At 70.9% G+C, this 17552-nt stretch carries 14 protein-coding genes and 1 pseudogene; 9 read left to right on the top strand and 6 right to left on the bottom strand.

Going from position 1 to position 17552, the window contains the following annotated elements:
• Positions 1-158 precede the first annotated feature (158 nt).
• The 4 genes and pseudogenes from ACWGIG_RS25000 to ACWGIG_RS24985 all read left to right on the top strand — a co-directional run bounded on the left by ACWGIG_RS25000 (position 159) and on the right by ACWGIG_RS24985 (position 4528).
• Positions 159-434, top strand: coding sequence for a type II toxin-antitoxin system Phd/YefM family antitoxin (locus tag ACWGIG_RS25000; protein WP_453323896.1), 276 nt, complete (start codon positions 159-161; stop codon positions 432-434).
• A complete protein-coding gene (locus ACWGIG_RS24995) occupies positions 431-688 on the top strand; it encodes a Txe/YoeB family addiction module toxin (RefSeq protein WP_453323895.1) in 258 nt (85 codons plus the stop codon). The genes ACWGIG_RS25000 and ACWGIG_RS24995 overlap by 4 nt, the downstream gene beginning before the upstream one ends.
• 59 nt (positions 689-747) lie before the next feature.
• Positions 748-3009: pseudogene (gene recD2 / locus ACWGIG_RS24990) on the top strand (SF1B family DNA helicase RecD2); the annotation flags it as partial.
• 223 nt (positions 3010-3232) lie between these two features.
• A complete protein-coding gene (locus ACWGIG_RS24985; protein WP_453323894.1) occupies positions 3233-4528 on the top strand; it encodes a citrate synthase in 1296 nt (431 codons plus the stop codon).
• A gap of 504 nt (positions 4529-5032) precedes the next feature.
• Here ACWGIG_RS24985 and ACWGIG_RS24980 read toward each other — a convergent pair.
• Positions 5033-7315: a heavy metal translocating P-type ATPase gene (locus ACWGIG_RS24980; RefSeq protein WP_453323893.1), complete on the bottom strand. Its 2283-nt coding sequence runs from the start codon at positions 7313-7315 to the stop codon at positions 5033-5035.
• An 88-nt stretch (positions 7316-7403) separates the two neighbouring features.
• A complete protein-coding gene (locus ACWGIG_RS24975) occupies positions 7404-7721 on the bottom strand; it encodes a heavy-metal-associated domain-containing protein (RefSeq protein ID WP_453323892.1) in 318 nt (105 codons plus the stop codon).
• Positions 7722-7852: 131 nt separating this feature from the next.
• On the opposite strand from ACWGIG_RS24975, the gene ACWGIG_RS24970 reads away from it, so the two are divergent.
• Positions 7853-9076, top strand: coding sequence for a cation:proton antiporter (locus ACWGIG_RS24970; RefSeq protein WP_453323897.1), 1224 nt, complete (start codon positions 7853-7855; stop codon positions 9074-9076).
• Between the two features lie 41 nt (positions 9077-9117).
• Here ACWGIG_RS24970 and ACWGIG_RS24965 read toward each other — a convergent pair whose 3' ends face one another.
• From ACWGIG_RS24965 to ACWGIG_RS24950, 4 genes are all read right to left on the bottom strand, one after another.
• Entirely contained in the window at positions 9118-9714 is a 597-nt protein-coding gene (locus ACWGIG_RS24965) for a GNAT family N-acetyltransferase (RefSeq protein WP_453323891.1), read from the bottom strand.
• A gap of 182 nt (positions 9715-9896) precedes the next feature.
• Complete coding sequence (locus ACWGIG_RS24960; RefSeq protein WP_453323890.1) at positions 9897-10094, bottom strand: helix-turn-helix transcriptional regulator; 198 nt, start codon at positions 10092-10094, stop codon at positions 9897-9899.
• A 351-nt stretch (positions 10095-10445) separates the two neighbouring features.
• On the bottom strand, positions 10446-10904 hold the full coding sequence (locus ACWGIG_RS24955) for a hypothetical protein (protein ID WP_453323889.1): 459 nt from the start codon (positions 10902-10904) through the stop codon (positions 10446-10448).
• A 205-nt stretch (positions 10905-11109) separates the two neighbouring features.
• The gene (locus tag ACWGIG_RS24950) at positions 11110-12033 is read right to left on the bottom strand and encodes a sugar phosphate isomerase/epimerase family protein (RefSeq protein ID WP_453323888.1); all 924 of its coding nucleotides are present in this window, start codon (positions 12031-12033) and stop codon (positions 11110-11112) included.
• Between the two features lie 71 nt (positions 12034-12104).
• Here ACWGIG_RS24950 and iolC point away from each other — a divergent pair, with 71 nt between their 5' ends.
• From iolC to mmsA, 4 genes are all read left to right on the top strand, one after another.
• Positions 12105-13106: a 5-dehydro-2-deoxygluconokinase gene (gene iolC, locus ACWGIG_RS24945; RefSeq protein ID WP_453323887.1), complete on the top strand. Its 1002-nt coding sequence runs from the start codon at positions 12105-12107 to the stop codon at positions 13104-13106.
• On the top strand, positions 13103-13918 hold the full coding sequence (iolB, locus tag ACWGIG_RS24940) for a 5-deoxy-glucuronate isomerase (protein ID WP_453323886.1): 816 nt from the start codon (positions 13103-13105) through the stop codon (positions 13916-13918). The genes iolC and iolB overlap by 4 nt, the downstream gene beginning before the upstream one ends.
• Before the next feature lie 162 nt (positions 13919-14080).
• Entirely contained in the window at positions 14081-15985 is a 1905-nt protein-coding gene (gene iolD / locus ACWGIG_RS24935) for a 3D-(3,5/4)-trihydroxycyclohexane-1,2-dione acylhydrolase (decyclizing) (RefSeq protein ID WP_453323885.1), read from the top strand.
• 13 nt (positions 15986-15998) lie between these two features.
• Positions 15999-17498 (top strand): CoA-acylating methylmalonate-semialdehyde dehydrogenase, encoded by a 1500-nt coding sequence (mmsA, locus tag ACWGIG_RS24930; RefSeq protein WP_453323884.1) that lies wholly within the window; start codon positions 15999-16001, stop codon positions 17496-17498.
• The last annotated feature ends 54 nt before the right edge of the window (positions 17499-17552 follow it).

The following is a 17552-nucleotide window of genomic DNA, read 5'->3' as shown; positions in this document are numbered from 1 at the left end:
ATTCAGGGAGGCCTGAGACGGAGGGGGACACCGAGGGACCCGGTCGACGGACCGGGTCCCTTTTGTCGTCCGGTGGACATGGGGGTGGGCAGGTCGTACGGGATTCCGGTACCGTAGATGTACCGGAATCCCGTACGGCAGAGAGATGGGTGGACGCGATGTCCATAAGCGCAAGCGAAGCGCGGGCGACGCTCTTTCCTCTGATCGAGCGCGTCAACACGGACCATGACCCCGTCCGCATCACCTCGAAGGCCGGTGATGCGGTCCTCATGTCCGCCGATGACTACGACTCCTGGCAGGAGACCGTCTACCTCCTCCGTTCCCCCGCAAATGCTCAGCGCCTCATGGAGGCGGTGGCCCGCGACCGCGCGGGCGCGTCCACCGTCGCCAGGGACATGGAAGAGCTCCGGGGGCTGGCCGGGGGTGAGGAGTGAGGAGCGTCAGCTTCGACCCCGCCGCCTGGGAGGACTTCCTCTTCTGGCTCTCTGCGGACCGGAGGATGGCCCGCAGGATCGTCCGCCTGATCGGTGAGATCCAGCGGGACCCTTTCGCAGGGATCGGCAAGCCCGAGCCGCTGAAGGGGGACCTGTCGGGTTACTGGTCCCGACGGATCGATGACGAACACCGCCTCGTTTACCGGGCGGACGACAAGGAAGTGAAGATCCTCAAGGCCCGTTACCGCTACTGATCCACCGGCGTTTTCCACAGCCCGCCCGCACTGTCGGACCTCGGCGGTACCGTCGGGCCATGAGCAGCTCAGGGGCGGGGCCAGGGGCGGGTACGGGGCCGGGCGGGGGGCCGGCCGTGGTCGAAGGGGTCCTGGAGCGGATCACGTACGCCAACGAGGACACCGGCTACACCGTCGGGCGGGTCGACACCGGGCGCGGGTCCGGCATGGGCGACCTGCTGACCGTCGTCGGCGCGCTGTTGGGGGCGCAGCCGGGGGAGTCGCTGCGGATGGAGGGGCGTTGGGGGTCCCATCCGCAGTACGGCAAGCAGTTCACCGTGGACAACTACACGACGGTGCTGCCCGCCACCATCCAGGGCATCAGGCGCTATCTGGGTTCCGGGCTGATCAAGGGGATCGGTCCCGTGATGGCCGACCGGATCACCACCCACTTCGGCGTGGACACCCTCGACATCATCGAGCAGCAGCCGAAGCGGCTCGTCGAGGTGCCGGGCCTCGGGCCCAAGCGGACGAAGATGATCGCCGCCGCCTGGGAGGAGCAGAAGGCGATCAAGGAAGTGATGATCTTCCTCCAGAGCGTCGGGGTCTCCACCTCCATCGCCGTGCGCATCTACAAGAAGTACGGGGACGCCTCCATCTCCGTCGTGAAGAACGAGCCGTACCGGCTCGCCTCCGACGTCTGGGGCATCGGCTTCCTCACCGCCGACCGCATCGCGCAGGCCGTCGGCATTCCGCACGACAGCCCCGCTCGGGTGAAGGCGGGACTGCAGTACGCACTGTCGCAGTCCACCGACCAGGGGCACTGCTTCCTGCCCGAGGAGCAGTTGATCAGTGATGCGGTGAAGCTGCTCCAGGTCGATGTCGGGCTCGTCATCGAGTGCCTCGCCGAGCTGGCGGAGGATCCGGAAGGAGTCGTACGGGAGAAGGTGCCGGGTCCTGAGGGGCCGGGCGGGGAGCCGGTCACCGCCGTCTACCTCGTTCCCTTCCACCGGGCCGAAATCTCCCTCTCCGCCCAGGTGTTGAGGCTGCTGCGGACGGGCGAGGACCGGATGCCCTCGTTCCGGGACGTGGAGTGGGGGAAGGCGCTGGGGTGGCTCGCCCGGAGGACGGGGGCGTCCCTGGCGCCCGAGCAGGAGGCCGCCGTCAAGCTCGCGCTGACGGAGAAGGTGGCGGTGCTGACGGGTGGGCCCGGGTGCGGGAAGTCCTTCACCGTGCGGTCCGTGGTCGAGCTCGCGCGGGCGAAGAAGGCGAAGGTGGTGCTGGCCGCGCCGACCGGGCGCGCGGCGAAGCGGCTGTCCGAGCTGACCGGGGCCGACGCCTCCACCGTGCACCGGCTGCTGGAGCTGAAGCCGGGGGGCGATGCCGCGTACGACAGGGAGCGGCCGCTCGATGCCGACCTCGTCGTGGTCGACGAGGCGTCGATGCTCGATCTGCTGCTCGCCAACAAGCTGGTGAAGGCGGTGGCGCCGGGTGCTCATCTGCTGCTCGTGGGGGATGTGGACCAGCTGCCGTCCGTGGGAGCGGGCGAGGTGCTGCGGGACCTGCTCGCCGAGGGCGGCCCCGTGCCGCACGTACGGCTCACCCAGATCTTCCGGCAGGCCCAGCAGTCGGGCGTAGTGACCAACGCGCACCGGATCAACTCCGGGAGCCACCCCCTCACCCAGGGCCTCAGCGACTTCTTCCTCTTCGTCGAGGACGACACCGAGGAGGCGGGGCGGCTCACGGTGGACGTGGCCGCGCGCCGCATCCCGCAGAAGTTCGGTCTCGACCCGAGGCGGGACGTGCAGGTGCTGGCGCCCATGCACCGGGGTCCTGCCGGGGCGGGGAATCTGAACGGGCTGCTGCAGCAGGCCATCACGCCCGCCAGGCCCGACCTCCCCGAGAAGCGGTTCGGCGGCCGGACCTTCCGGATCGGCGACAAGGTCACCCAGATCCGCAACAACTACGACAAGGGGGAGAACGGCGTCTTCAACGGGACGGTGGGAGTCGTCACCGCCCTCGACGCCGACGAGCAGACGCTGACCGTGCGCACCGACGAGGACGAGGACATTCCGTACGACTTCGACGAGCTCGACGAGCTGGCGCACGCGTACGCCGTCACCATCCACCGCTCACAGGGGAGTGAATATCCGGCGGTGGTGATTCCGGTCACCACCGGCGCCTGGATGATGCTCCAGCGGAACCTGCTCTACACGGCCGTGACGCGGGCCAAGAAGCTCGTCGTCCTGGTCGGCTCGCGCAAGGCGATCGGGCAGGCGGTCCGTACCGTTTCGGCAGGTCGGCGGTGCACCGCGCTCGATCACCGGCTCGCAGGCGGTACGTACGTACCGCCACCCCGGCAACCTGTCGGGGGCCATCGGTGGGAAACATCACCCGGGGGTTCCGGAACCGGGGCGAAGGGGGCAGTATGAGCAGGTTGGCGGCACTCAGTGCCGCGAACTGGCCTGTTGGCCGACCCCGAGTGCACTCTGCTGAGCCAAGTGGGGGATGGTAGAGACAGTCAGGGCACCTCGAAGAAGAGGCACTACGTCGGTGAGGGATGACGTGAGCGAGAGCGACAACTCTGTAGTACTGCGGTACGGCGATGGCGAGTACACCTACCCGGTGATCGACAGCACCGTCGGCGACACGGGCTTCGACATCGGGAAGCTCCGGTCCCAGACCGGTCTGGTGACCCTCGATAGCGGATACGGCAATACCGCCGCCTATAAATCCGCCATCACCTACCTCGACGGCGAGCAGGGCATCCTGCGCTACCGCGGGTACCCCATCGAGCAGCTCGCCGAGCAGAGCAGTTTCCTGGAGACGGCCTACCTGCTGATCAACGGCGAACTGCCGAAGGACGACGAACTGTCGACCTTCAGGAACGAGATCACCCAGCACACGCTGCTGCACGAAGACGTCAAGCGGTTCTTCGACGGCTTCCCGCGCGACGCACACCCGATGGCCATGCTGTCCTCGGTCGTCTCGGCGCTGTCCACGTTCTACCAGGACAGCCACAACCCATTCGACGAGCAGCAGCGCCACCTGTCGACGATCCGGCTGCTCGCCAAGCTGCCGACGATCGCCGCGTACGCGTACAAGAAGTCGATCGGGCACCCCTTCGTCTACCCGCGCAACGACCTGGGTTACGTCGAGAACTTCCTGCGGATGACCTTCTCGGTCCCCGCCCAGGAGTACGTGCCGGACCCGGTCGTCGTCTCCGCGCTGGAGAAGCTGCTGATCCTGCACGCGGACCACGAGCAGAACTGCTCGACCTCCACCGTGCGTCTGGTCGGCTCCTCGCAGGCGAACATGTTCGCCTCGATCTCCGCCGGCATCAGCGCCCTGTGGGGTCCGCTGCACGGTGGCGCCAACGCGTCCGTCCTGGAGATGCTCGAAGCGATCCAGGCCGACGGCGGCGACGTCGACGCCTTCATCCAGAAGGTGAAGAACAAGGAGGACGGCGTCCGCCTGATGGGCTTCGGCCACCGGGTGTACAAGTCCTTCGACCCGCGCGCCAAGATCATCAAGGCTGCCGCGCACGACGTCCTCTCGGCCCTCGGCAAGTCCGACGAGCTGCTGGACATCGCGCTGAAGCTGGAGGAGCACGCGCTCTCCGACGACTACTTCGTCTCGCGCAACCTCTACCCGAACGTGGACTTCTACACGGGTCTGATCTACCGCGCGATGGGCTTCCCGACGGACATGTTCACCGTGCTCTTCGCGATCGGCCGGCTGCCCGGCTGGATCGCCCAGTGGCACGAGATGATCAAGGAGCCGGGTTCGCGCATCGGCCGCCCGCGCCAGATCTACACGGGCGAGGTCCTTCGCGACTTCGTACCGGTCGACGAGCGCTGACCGACAGGTCCTCAGCACGCAGAAAAGCGCCCCGCCGCCGATCCCCCCACGGGTCGACGATACGGGGCGCTTTCCTGTTCCCCGGATCGGATTCCCCCCACGGGATCCCAACCGGGCGTCTGTCGGCTTTCGCCGCCAGAGGTCTGTGTGCCTCACGTACTGCGGTACTGCTGTCCAGCGGTACCGCCGGGGTCACTGCTCCGGGGCCTGAATCCCGGTCCTGCCGTACTGCCTTCACTGCTGCACTGCCGGTACTGCTCCCGGGGCCTGAATCCCGGGTCCTGCGCGGTCCGCCAGGACACGTACGGACGGGAGGGCCGCTCAAAGCTCCCCGGTATACGTGTCCCGGCCAACGCTTGCCGGGGACGTCCCCCAAGACATCCCGCGTCGAACGTCCCCCAAGACGTTCTTGGCATCGCTCCTTAGACTCGCGACCCCGGCCAATGGTTACCCCTCAAACACAGTGATCTACGTCACTTCGCGTATGTCATGTGTTCGTGTACGTCATGTGAAGGTACGTAGCCGGAGGCTGTTTGTCACTACGAAGACGGATGAGAAAGCCATGGCAAAACCGGCGATCATCGGGTTGAGCAGCCCGGCAGCGGCCAGCGGCAGCGCCGCGACGTTGTAGCCGAAGGCCCAGAAGAGGTTCCCCTTGATGGTGGCGAGGGTCCGGCGGGACAGCCGGATCGCGTCCGCCGCCACCCGGAGATCACCGCGGACCAGCGTCAGGTCGCCCGCCTCGATCGCCGCGTCCGTGCCGGTGCCCATCGCCAGGCCCAGGTCGGCGGTGGCGAGCGCCGCCGCGTCGTTCACGCCGTCGCCGACCATCGCGACCGTGCGGCCCTGCGCCTGGAGTCGGCGGACCACGTCGGCCTTCTCCTCGGGCAGGACCTCCGCGTACACCTCGCCGGCACCGATGCCGACCTCGGCGGCCACCGCGTCCGCGACCGCCCGGTTGTCCCCGGTCAGCAGCACCGGTACGAGGCCGAGCGCGCGCAGCCGGGCGACCGCCTCCGCGCTGGTGTCCTTCACCGTGTCGGCCACCGTCAGCACGCCGCGCGCCTCGCCGTCCCAGGCGACCACGACGGCGGTACGCCCCGAAGCCTCGGCGGCGGCCTTCGCCCCGGCGAGCGCGGGCGGCAGCTCGTAACCCCGCCCCGTGAGCAGCTTCTCCCGCCCCACCAGCACCTTGCGGCCCTCGGTCACGCCCTCGACGCCGAGGCCGGGGAGGTTGGTGAAGTCGGTGACGGGCGGGAGGTCGCGGCCCGCGCCCGCCGCCACCGCCCGCGCGATCGGGTGCTCCGACGCGTGCTCCAGGGCCCCGGCCAGCCGCAGCAGTTCTGCGCGGTCGACCCCGGCGGCGGGCAGCACGTCCTTCAGCTCCATCCGGCCCGTCGTCACCGTCCCCGTCTTGTCGAGCACGACGGTGTCCACGCGGCGCGTCGACTCCAGCACCTCGGGGCCCTTGATCAGGATGCCGAGCTGCGCGCCCCGCCCCGTGCCGACCATCAGCGCGGTCGGCGTGGCCAGGCCCAGCGCGCACGGGCAGGCGATGATCAGCACCGCGACGGCGGCCGTGAAGGCGGCGGTCGGATCGTCGGTCACGAGCAGCCAGGTCACCAGCGTGCCCAGCGCGATCAGCAGCACCACGGGGACGAACACGGCGGAGATCCGGTCGGCGAGACGCTGCACCTGGGCCTTGCCGTGCTGCGCCTCCTCCACCAGCCGGGCCATCCGGGCGAGCTGGGTGTCGGCGCCGACCCGGGTGGCCTCGACGACGATCCGGCCGCCCGCGTTCACGGTCGCGCCGGTGACCCGGTCGCCGGGCCCCACGTCCACCGGCACCGATTCGCCGGTCAGCATCGACGCGTCGAGTGCCGAGCTGCCCTCGACGACCGTGCCGTCGGTGGCGACCTTCTCCCCGGGGCGTACGACGAAACGGTCCCCGGCGGCCAGCCGGTGTACCGGAATCCGCACCTCCAGGCCGCCCCGCAGTACGGTGACGTCGGCGGCACCCAGCTCCATCAGCGCCCGCAGCGCGGCGCCCGCCTTCCGCTTGGAGCGGGCCTCCAGCCAGCGGCCGAGCAGGATGAAGACGGTGACCCCGGCGGCGACTTCGAGATAGACGGTGGAGGCGCCGTCGGCCCGGCCCGCCGTCAGGTCGAAGCCGTGCCGCATGCCGGGGAGCCCTGCGTCCCCGAAGAACAGCGCCCACAGCGACCACCCGAAGGCGGCGAGCGTGCCGACCGAGACGAGGGTGTCCATGGTCGCGGCGCCGTGCCGGAGGTTGGTCCAGGCGGCCCGGTGGAAGGGCAGCGCGCCCCAGACGACGACCGGGGCGGCCAGCGTCAGCGACAGCCACTGCCAGTTGTCGAACTGGAGGGCCGGGGCCATGGACAGCAGGATCACGGGGGCGGCGAGCACGGCGGAGACGAGCAGGCGCTGCCGGAGGGCGGCCAGTTCGAGGTCGGCGGGTGCTTCGGTGCCTTCGGAGGGTGCTTCCGCGTCGTCGGCGGGGGTGTGTGCGACGGGTTCCTCCGCCGTGTACCCCGTCTTCACCACGGTCGCGATCAGGTCGGGGACGCTCACCGTCCCCTCGTCGTACGCGATCCGGGCCTTCTCCGTCGCGTAGTTGACGGAGGCGGCCACGCCCTCCATCCGGTTGAGCTTCTTCTCGATGCGGGCCGCGCACGAGGCGCAGGTCATCCCGCCGATGGTCAGCTCGACGTGGTGGCCGAGGGGGGACTCGGGGGCTGGGGGTGTCTCGGAGGTGGCGCTGTTCATTCGTGGGGCTCCAGGAAACGTGCCGGGCCGTATCCGCCCCAGTATGAACAACCTGGCGGATACGGCCCGAATGCGGTGGGGCGAGCGGTCAGACGGTGCCGACCAGCTCGTAACCGGCCTCGTCGACGGCGGCCCGTACGGCCTCCTCGTCCAGCGGGGCGGCCGACACGACGGTGACCTGCCCGGTCGAGGCGACGGCCTGGACCGACTCGACGCCCGCGAGCTCCGAGATCTCGCCGGAGACCGCGCCCTCGCAGTGGCCGCAGGTCATGCCCTTCACCTCGTACACGGTGGTGACGCCGCCCACCTGGACGTCGGCCGCACCGGTGGAGCCGCAGGAGCCGGACGGCGAGCAGCAGGAACCGGAGGTCTGGGCGGCGTCGGGGGTCTGGGTCTCGGCGGTCATGGGGGTGCTCCTTCGAGGGAATGGCGGCTGGTGCCTGATGGGACGAGACTATACCCCTAGGGGGTATCAAATCCAGCGGCATCCGGCCGCGCCGCTTCTCGGTCGTGTCACATCTGGGATAGATGACCCTTATGTCACATTCGGGGACGCTCATTCTCATCATGGCCATCGCGGTGCTCGCGCCCCTGTTGGCGTACGGAATCGGCCGCTGGCTGCCCGTTCCGCTCGTCATCTTCGAGATTCTGCTCGGCATTCTGATCGGCCCCGACGTCCTCGGCTGGGCGCAGCGCGACGCGGTGATCGACGCCCTGTCGCAGCTCGGCCTCGCGATGCTGATCTTTCTCGCCGGGTACGAGATCGAGTTCGGCAAGGTCCGCGGCAGCACGCTGAAACGGTCCGCCGCCGCCTGGCTGATCGCCCTCGCCCTCGGCCTGGGGCTCGGCACTCTGCTCGCGAACCTCGGTGACGACGGCGGCTTCAGCAAGGGCGTCTTCATCGGCACGGCGCTGACCAGCACCGCACTGGGCGCCGTGCTGCCGGTGCTGCGGGACTCGGGGGACCTCGGGGGGCGTTTCGGACAGGTGATGATGGCATTCGGCTCGGTCGGCGAATTCGGGCCGATCGTCGCGATGGCGCTGCTGCTCAGCGGGCGCAGCGCCTGGCAGTCCACGGCGTTGCTCGCGACCTTCGCGGCGCTGACGGCGGCGGCGGTGTACTGGGCGATGCGCCCCAAGCCGCCGTGGTTCTCGTCGGTCATCGCCAAGACCCTGCACAGCAGCGGTCAGTTCGCGGTGCGCTTCGTCGTGCTGCTGCTCGCGCTGATGCTGGGCGCCTCGCAGGTCCTGGGTCTGGACGTGCTGCTCGGCGCGTTCGCCGCCGGGCTCATCACCCGCCTCGTCCTCAACGGGGCCGCCCCCGGCAGCAGCGGCGAGATCCTCGCCAAGGTGGAGGCGATGGGCTTCGGCTTCCTGGTGCCGGTGTTCTTCGTGGTCACCGGCATCGAGTTCGACCTGCGCTCGCTGCTCGACGGCGGCCGGGCGCTGCTCCTGCTGCCGGTCTTCCTCGCCCTGTTCGTCGTCGTACGGGGCCTGCCGGTACGGCTCCTCGCCCCGCCCGACCTCGGGGCACGGGACCGTACGGCACTGATGCTCTTCAGCTCCACCGCCCTCCCGCTCATCGTGGCGATCACCACCATCGGACTCGACGACAAGGTCCTGGCGGCGAGCGAGGCGGCGGCACTGGTCGGGGCCGGAATGGTGTCGGTGCTGGTCTTCCCGCTGCTGGCGCTCAAGTGCCGGGCGGGGACGGGGGACGACAAGCCGCGGAAGGGGAGGGTGGAGGCGGAGTCGTGGTGACGGCCTCTATGAGGCGGCGGCCCCTTGCGTGGTGACGGCCTCTATGAGGCGGCGGCGGGCGTGCCTCTGTGGGCCGCCCACTCCGGGGCCAGGATCGACATGTACAGGTCGTCGATCCACTCGCCGTCGTGCCACAGGGCCTCGCGCGCACGGCCCTCGACGACGAAGCCGACCTTCTCGTACGCCCGGCGGGCGCGCGGGTTGAAGTCGAAGACGCCGAGCGAGATGCGGTGCAGGCCGAGGGCCTCGAATCCGTACGTGACGACGAGGCGGCAGGCCTCGGTGCCGAGCCCCCGGTCGCGGCCCTCGGGCCCCAGCAGCGTGCGGAAGTTGCAGCTCCGGTTGGCCGGGTCCCATGCGTTGAGGACGACCTCGCCCACGCACTTCCCGGTGGCCAGGTCGACGACGGCCAGGTCCAGACGGTCGTCGTGGCCGTCGCGGGTCCGGTACCAGGTACGGGTGGCGGCCTCGTCGATGTCGCCGTCGCCGCTGCCGGTGAACTTGTTCACCTCCGGATCCCGGACCGCCGCCAGCATCGCCGGGACGTCCTCCTCGGTGAAGGGACGCAGCAGGACGCGTTCACCGGTCAGGGTGGGCTTGACGGAGAAGTCGGCGCGTGGCTGTGGCGGTGCGTTCATCCGGTGATCCTCCGTGCCGTACGGGAGGGTCCGCAAGCGAGATTCCCGGGTACGGGCGGCTGGCCGCAGTACCTGGCGTGCAGTACCTGGCGTGCAGGGCCTGTCCCTGGCGCCCGCCCCGCACCGTCGGCCGGAACGGCCGGGCGCGGGGCCCTGCGGGAGGGGACTGCCCCTCGGGGCCGTCAGTCGCGGCGCCCTCTGTTGCCGGGGCGGCGGGCCACCCAGTTGCGGATGGTGTCCGCGTACCAGTAGGGCTTGCCGCTCTCCACGTGGTCGGGCGGGGGCAGCAGACCGTGCTTGCGGTACGAGCGCACGGTGTCCGTCTGTACCTGGATGTGCGCGGCGATCTCTTTGTACGACCAGAGCTTGCGGTCCGTCATCGGTGCACCTCCCTGCGAAAGCCGCAGCCACGGCCGGGGGGCCGTCGGGGGAGCTGCGGCATTTCGCTGGCGATCACTCAGCCTCTGCCCCGTGAACGACACTCCGTGATGAGGAGGTTGGGGCTGTGGTGTCCCTGTGACGGAAGGCCCGCGTAATGGGGACATGCGTGACGGAAAGGGAACCTCTGTGACGTAAGTGGTGCAGGGTATGAGCGGGACACACAGGGCGGGCCGGGCCGATGTGCTTGGCCGGGCCCGCACTTGGGTGTAATGCGTGTGCCTGCGACGAGGGCCGCGTACCGGGGCCGGGTGGTGGCGCGGGGCGGCGGTGCCGGGCGGTGGTGCCGGGTGTCAGTGCTCTCCGGGGCCGCACACCGGCACACCGGCGATCTTCTTGCCGCCGCGGAGGTAAACGTTGCTCACCCAGGCGAAGTCACTGCCGGCGGGCAGTGTCACTTTGCTCCACCAGCGGTTCTTCGTACCGTCCGGGGACCTGACCGGGGTGGTGTTCCGGTCCGTCTGGCAGTAGTCGAGCAGCCAGATGCGGGACTTGGTGGCGAGGACGTGCGCGCTGGTGCGGGGGAACTCGCGGAGATTGACGTGGCGGCCGTGGAGGTAGACCCTCTTGGGCGCGAGAACCGGACGGAGGGCCGGTGCGGGGGCTGGAGCGAGGGCCGGTGCGGGGGGTGGAGTGGGGGCCGGTGCGACGGTGGGCCGGGGACTGTCGGCCCCGGTGGCGGGTACCGACAGCAGGCCGGTGGTGAGCAGGGCGGCGGTGGCGGCGGTGACGACGAGGCGCGGGTACGGCATGGGCGGTTCTCCCTGGGTGGGCTGCCTGGTGGACTGCGCGTCCGAACGGGCCGTTCGTTCCCGGCCCTCCGTACGAGAAGCCTGCCCAGCGGTGTCCGTACGGGCGGGGGAACGGGCGCGGTTCACCCGGACGGAGCCCGCAGGGCGGGCCCCGGGGCTCCGGGGTCAGGGGAGGTTGCCGGGGTCCGGGCGGCCTTCGGCTCCGTCACGCCCCGCAGGACCGCAGGAAGGCCCGCGTCCGCCGGGCGATCGGCAGCGGCTTGTCCGGCGGGCACGGGTACATGTCCTGCTCCACGATCGCGAACAGGCCCGTCCCGCGCTCCGCACCGAGGGCCTGCGCGGCCTGCAGCACGGGCTCCAGCGCGGGCACCCCGTCCGGCGGTTCGCACATCACGCCCTCTGCCACGGCGCGCCCGAAGGGCAGTTGCTGCTCGTCCACCCGGGCCAGCACCGCCGGATCCACCTGCTTGAGGTGCAGATAGCCGATCCGTTCCCCGTACGTCTCGATGAGTTTGACGCTGTCGCCGCCGCAGTAGGCGTAGTGCCCGGTGTCCAGGCACAGCGAGACCAGGCCGGAGTCGGTCGAGTCGAGGAGGCGGACCACGTGCTCCTCGGTGGCGATGTGCGTGTCCGCGTGCGGATGGACGACGGCCGTCAGCCCGAACTCCTCGCGCACCTGCCGCGACAGCCGCTCCGTCCGCGCGGCGAGCAGGCGCCACTGGGCGGGGGTGAGGGTGTCGTCCTCAAGGCCGAGACCGGTCTCGTCGTCCCGCCAGAAGGCCGGGATCATCACGAGGTACTGGGCGCCCACGGCCTGCGCCTGCCGGGCCACCGCCGAGACCTGGTCCCAGGTGGTGTGCCAGGCGGAGGCGGCGTCCCGGTGCAGCGCGGTGAACACCGTCCCCGCGGACACCTGGAGGCGGCGCGCGCCCAGCTCCCGGTGGAGCTCGCCGGCGTCGCGCGGCAGGTAGCCGTACGGACCCAGCTCGATCCACTCGTAACCGGCCTCGACGACCTCGTCCAGGAACCGGCGCCAGGGCACCTGGTGGGGCCGGTCGTCGAACCACACCCCCCACGAGTCAGGGGCGGTACCGATCCTGATGCGCGTCAGCTCTCCCTCGCCGGTCATGGGGGAACCTTGACAGTTTTCCGAACGCGAGGCTAGACCTGAAAACCGCAGTCCGCCGACGAGGGGGATTCATGAGCGACCCGTACCGGAGCACCCCCTACGACCTGATCGCGATGGGCCGCCTCGGCGTGGACCTCTACCCGCTCCGGGCGGGGGTGCCGCTGGACCGGGTGGAGACGTTCGGCAGGTTCCTCGGCGGATCGGCGGCGAACGTGGCGGTCGCCGCGGCGCGGCTGGAGCGGCGGGTCGCGCTCGTCTCGCGGACCGGGGCGGACCCCTTCGGGGCATATCTGCGGCGGGAGCTGGGGACCTTCGGCGTCGACGTGCGCTGGGTGACGGAGGTCGCCGCGTACCCCACGCCCGTCACCTTCTGCGAGGTCTTCCCGCCGGACGACTTCCCGCTCTACTTCTACCGGCAGCCCAAGGCGCCCGATCTGGAGATGCGCCCGGAGGAGCTGGACCTGGACGCGGTGCGCTCCGCGCGCGTCTTCTGGGCGACCGGTACGGGGCTGTGCGCGCAGCCCAGCAGGGACGCGACGCTGGCCGCCCTGGAGGCGCGCGGCGCGGGTGCGGGCGCAGGGGAGGGTGCGGGCGCCGCGCACACCGTCCTCGACCTGGACTGGCGCCCGGCCTTCTGGACGGGCCAGGACCCGCGCCCGTACTACGCACAGGCCCTGCGCCGCGCCACGGTCGCCGTCGGCAACATCGACGAGTGCGAGATCGCGACCGGTACGCGCGCACCGCACGCCGCGGCGAAGGAGCTGCTGGCGGCGGGCGCCGAGCTCGCGGTCGTCAAGCAGGGACCCGAGGGCGTCCTCGCCGTCCACCGCGACGGAACCTCCGTACGGGTTCCGCCTCTTGAGGTGGAGGTGCTCAACGGGCTCGGCGCGGGCGACGCGTTCGGCGGGGCACTCTGCCACGGCCTCCTCTCCGGCTGGCCCCTGGACCGTACGATCCGCTGGGCGAACGCGGCGGGGGCACTGGTGGCGACCCGCCTGGAGTGCTCGTCCGCGATGCCGTACGCGGCGGAGATCGACCAACTCCTCCTTCTGGCGACGGGCGGCCCACAATGACGGATCACCACCTCTTCGCGGCGGCGGGCAGCGAGGCCCGCGGCCCGTACACGCTCGACATCGGGCCCGAGCGGGCCGGATGGGAGTACACGACACTGCGCGTCCTGGAACTGCGGCCCGGTGCCTCGCACCACCTTCCCACCGGAGAATCCGAATGGATCGTGCTGCCGCTCGCCGGGGCCTGTAGCGTCCTCGTCGACGGAGAGATCATTGAACTCCGGGGCAGGGAAGGCGTGTTCGGTTCTGTCACCGACTTCGCATACCTTCCGCGCGACGCCCACGCCCAGATCGCCTCCGGTGCGGGGGGCCGCTTCGCCCTGGCAGGAGCGAGGTGCGAGCGACGACTCCCCGCTCGTCACGGTCCCGCGCCGGAGGTTCCGGTGGAGCGGCGGGGGAGCGGCATCGCGGGCCGCGAGGTGCGGAACTTCGCGGCGGCGGACGTCTTCGAGTGCGACCGGCTGATCGCGGTCGAGGTGATCACTCCCGCCGGGCACTGGTCGTCGTACCCGGCGCACAAGCACGACGAGGGGATCTCGGGGCGGGAGTCGGTGCTGGAGGAGATCTACCACTACGAGTTCGACGGCGGGCCCGGCGCGGCCGGCTACCAGCGGATCGCGCCGTCCCGCCCGGGCGGGGCCGACCTCCTCGCCGAGGTCCGCAGCGGCGACACGGTCCTGGTCCCGAACGGCTGGCACGGGCCGTCGATCGCCCCGCCCGACCACGCCATGTACTACCTGAACGTGATGGCGGGCCCGGGCCCCACCCGCGAGTGGAACATCAGCTTCAGGGAGGGGGAGGGGTACGGGACCTAGCCAGCCCCAGCCCTCTTGGGCAGCGGGGCCGCCCCCCGGGGGGGCGGCGGGACGGGTGGGCAAGGGGGCGGCCCCCCAGGCGGAGCGCACCCACTCCGCGACCGCGCACCCTTGCTGCCACCCCCGCCTCGCGAGTCCCCCCGTCCTCATGGAGGAGGCCCCATGCCAGCCCCCACCCGTCACCTCACCACCGCCCAAGCCCTCCTCGCCTTCCTCACCCACCAGCACACCGAGCACCACGGCGTCCGTCACCGCCTCATCACCGCCACCTGGGGCATCTTCGGCCACGGCAACGTCGCAGGGCTCGGCCAGGCGCTCCTGGAGGCCGGGGCGGGCCCCGACGGCATGCCCTTCCTCCAGGGCCGCAACGAGCAGGCCATGGTGCACGCCGCCACCGCCTACGCCCGCCGGCAGGGCCGCCTCTCCGCGCACGCCGTCACCACCTCCATCGGCCCCGGCGCCACCAACCTCGTCACCGGCGCCGCCCTCGCCACCATCAACCATCTCCCCGTCCTCCTCCTGCCGGGCGACACCTTCGCCGCCCGTCCCGCCGACCCCGTCCTCCAGCAGCTCGAAGTCCCCTACGCAGGGGACGTCTCCGTCAACGACTGTCTGCGCCCGGTGTCGAAGTACTTCGACCGCATCACCCGCCCCGAGGCCCTGATCCCCGCCGCCCTCGCCGCGATGCGGGTCCTCGCCGATCCCGCCGGGACCGGGGCGGTCACCCTCTGCCTGCCGCAGGACGTACAGACCCAGGCCTACGACTGGCCGGAAGACTTCTTCGCCGACCGCGTCTGGCGGGTCCGGGCCCCGGAGCCCGACCAGCGCGACCTGTCCGACGCGCAGGAGGCGATGCGCTCCGCCCGCCGCCCGCTCCTCGTCGCGGGCGGCGGCGTCCGCCACAGCGGCGCCCAGAGCGCCCTCGGCCGCCTCGCCGACCTCACCGGCATCCCCGTCGCCTCCACCCAGGCGGGCAAGGGCTCCCTCCCGTACGACCACCCCGCCGACGTCGGCGGCATCGGCCACACCGGCACCGCCACCGCCAACCACCTGGCCCGTACCGCCGACCTCGTGATCGGCGTCGGCACCCGCTGGACCGACTTCACCACCGCCTCCGGAACCCTCTTCCAGAATCCGGACGTCCGGTTCCTCAACATCAACATCACCGGCTTCGACGCCCACAAGATGGGCGGACTCACGCTGATCGGCGACGCCCGGGCGGCCCTCGCGAACCTGGCCCACGACCTCCGCCACGGCTTCCGCGTCCACGGTGCGTACGAAGCCGAGTACCGCGCCGCGAAGGAGAGTTGGGAGGAGTACGTGAGCGCCGTGTACGCCGCCCCCGACGACAAGGCCGTCCCCACCCAGGCCCAAGTCCTCGGCGTACTCGACACATTGGTCACCCACGAGGACATCCTGATCAACGCGGCGGGGTCGCTCCCCGGCGACCTCCACAGGCTGTGGCGCACCCGCTCCGCCCCGGGTCACCAGGACCAGTACCACGTCGAGTACGGCTATTCCTGCATGGGTTACGAGATCCCCGCCGCCGTCGGCGTCCAGCTCGCGGCCCCCGGCCGGCCCGTCTGGGCGCTCGTCGGTGACGGTACGTACCTCATGAACCCGACCGAAATCGTCACCGCCGTACAGGAGCGTCTGCCGATCAAGGTGGTGATCCTGGACAACCGCGGGTATGCCTCCATCGGCGGTCTCTCCGAGGCCGTCGGCGGCGAGCGCTTCGGCACCGACTACCGCTTCCGCGCCGGAGACGGGACGTACACGGGAGAGCCACTGCCCCTCGACCTCGCCGCCAACGCCGCGTCCCTCGGGATGCGCACTCTGCGCGCCCGCACCATCGGTGACCTGCGGGAAGCCCTCAAAGATGCGCGGGCGAGCACCGTTCCCACATGTGTCTACGTCGAGACCGAAACGGGCGACACAGTGTCGGGCCCGCCGCCTGGCGACGCGTGGTGGGATGTTCCCGTGGCCGAGACCGCGACCCGCCCGTCGGCGGCCCGGGCACGCGAAGAGTACGACCGGCACGTCGCAGCCCGACGCCACCACCTTTGAAGGAGTGCAGTTCATGAAGACCGTCAACCACTGGATCGGTGGCAAGACCGTCGAGGGTGCGTCGGGCAACTGGGGCCCGGTCACCGACCCGGCCACCGGTGCCGCCGACACCCGTGTCGCCCTCGCCTCCGTCGAGGAGGTGGACGCCGCCGTCGCGTCCGCCAAGGCCGCGTACGCGAAGTGGGGCACCTCGTCCCTCTCCGCCCGTACCGCGATCCTCTTCCGCTACCGCGCCCTGCTCGACGCGCACCGCGACGAGATCGCCGCCCTGATCACCGCCGAGCACGGCAAGGTGCACTCGGACGCGCTGGGCGAGGTGGCCCGCGGTCTGGAGATCGTCGAGCTGGCGTGCGGCATCACCACCCAGCTCAAGGGCGAGCTGTCCACCGAGGTCGCCACCCGCGTGGACGTCTCCTCGATCCGCCAGTCGCTCGGCGTCGTGGCCGGCATCACGCCGTTCAACTTCCCGGCCATGGTGCCGATGTGGATGTTCCCGCTCGCCGTCGCGTGCGGCAACACCTTCGTGCTCAAGCCGTCGGAGAAGGACCCCTCGGCGTCCCTGCGCCTCGCGCAGCTCGCCACCGAGGCCGGTCTGCCGGACGGCGTGCTGAACGTCCTGCACGGTGACAAGGTCGCCGTCGACCGCCTCCTGGAGCACCCGGACGTCGCCGCGATCTCCTTCGTCGGCTCGACCCCGATCGCCCGCCACATCCACACCACCGCGTCCGCCAACGGCAAGCGCGTACAGGCCCTCGGCGGCGCCAAGAACCACATGCTGGTCCTCCCGGACGCCGACCTGGACGCCGCCGCGGACGCGGCCGTCTCCGCCGCCTACGGCTCGGCCGGTGAGCGCTGCATGGCGATCTCGGCCGTCGTGGCCGTCGGCGCCATCGGAGACGAGCTCGTCGCGAAGATCGTCGAGCGCGCCGAGAAGATCAAGATCGGCCCGGGCAACGACCCGGCGTCCGAGATGGGCCCGCTGATCACCGCCGCCCACCGCGACAAGGTCGCCTCGTACGTCACGGGCGCCGCCGCCCAGGGCTCGAAGGTCGTCCTCGACGGCACGGGGTACACGGTCGAGGGCTTCGAGAACGGCCACTGGATCGGTCTCTCGCTCCTCGACCACGTCCCGACCGACTCCGACGCCTACCGCGACGAGATCTTCGGCCCGGTGCTGTGCGTCCTGCGCGTCGACACCTACGAAGAGGGCGTCGCCCTCATGAACGCCTCGCCGTTCGGCAACGGCACCGCGATCTTCACCCGCGACGGCGGCGCGGCCCGCCGCTTCCAGCTGGAGATCGAGGCCGGCATGGTCGGCGTCAACGTGCCGATCCCGGTGCCGGTGGGCTACCACTCCTTCGGCGGCTGGAAGGACAGCCTCTTCGGCGACCACCACATCTACGGCAACGACGGCATCCACTTCTACACCCGCGGCAAGGTCACCACGACCCGCTGGCCGGACCCGGCCGACGCTCCCTCCGGCGTCGACCTCGGCTTCCCCCGCAACCACTGACCCGACCCGCACCCACTGATCGACCCGCACCCACTGACCGACCCGCACCCACGG

It is taken from the genome of Streptomyces sp. NPDC054863 (assembly GCF_053610825.1).
This window is presented reverse-complemented; position numbering and strand designations above follow the sequence as displayed.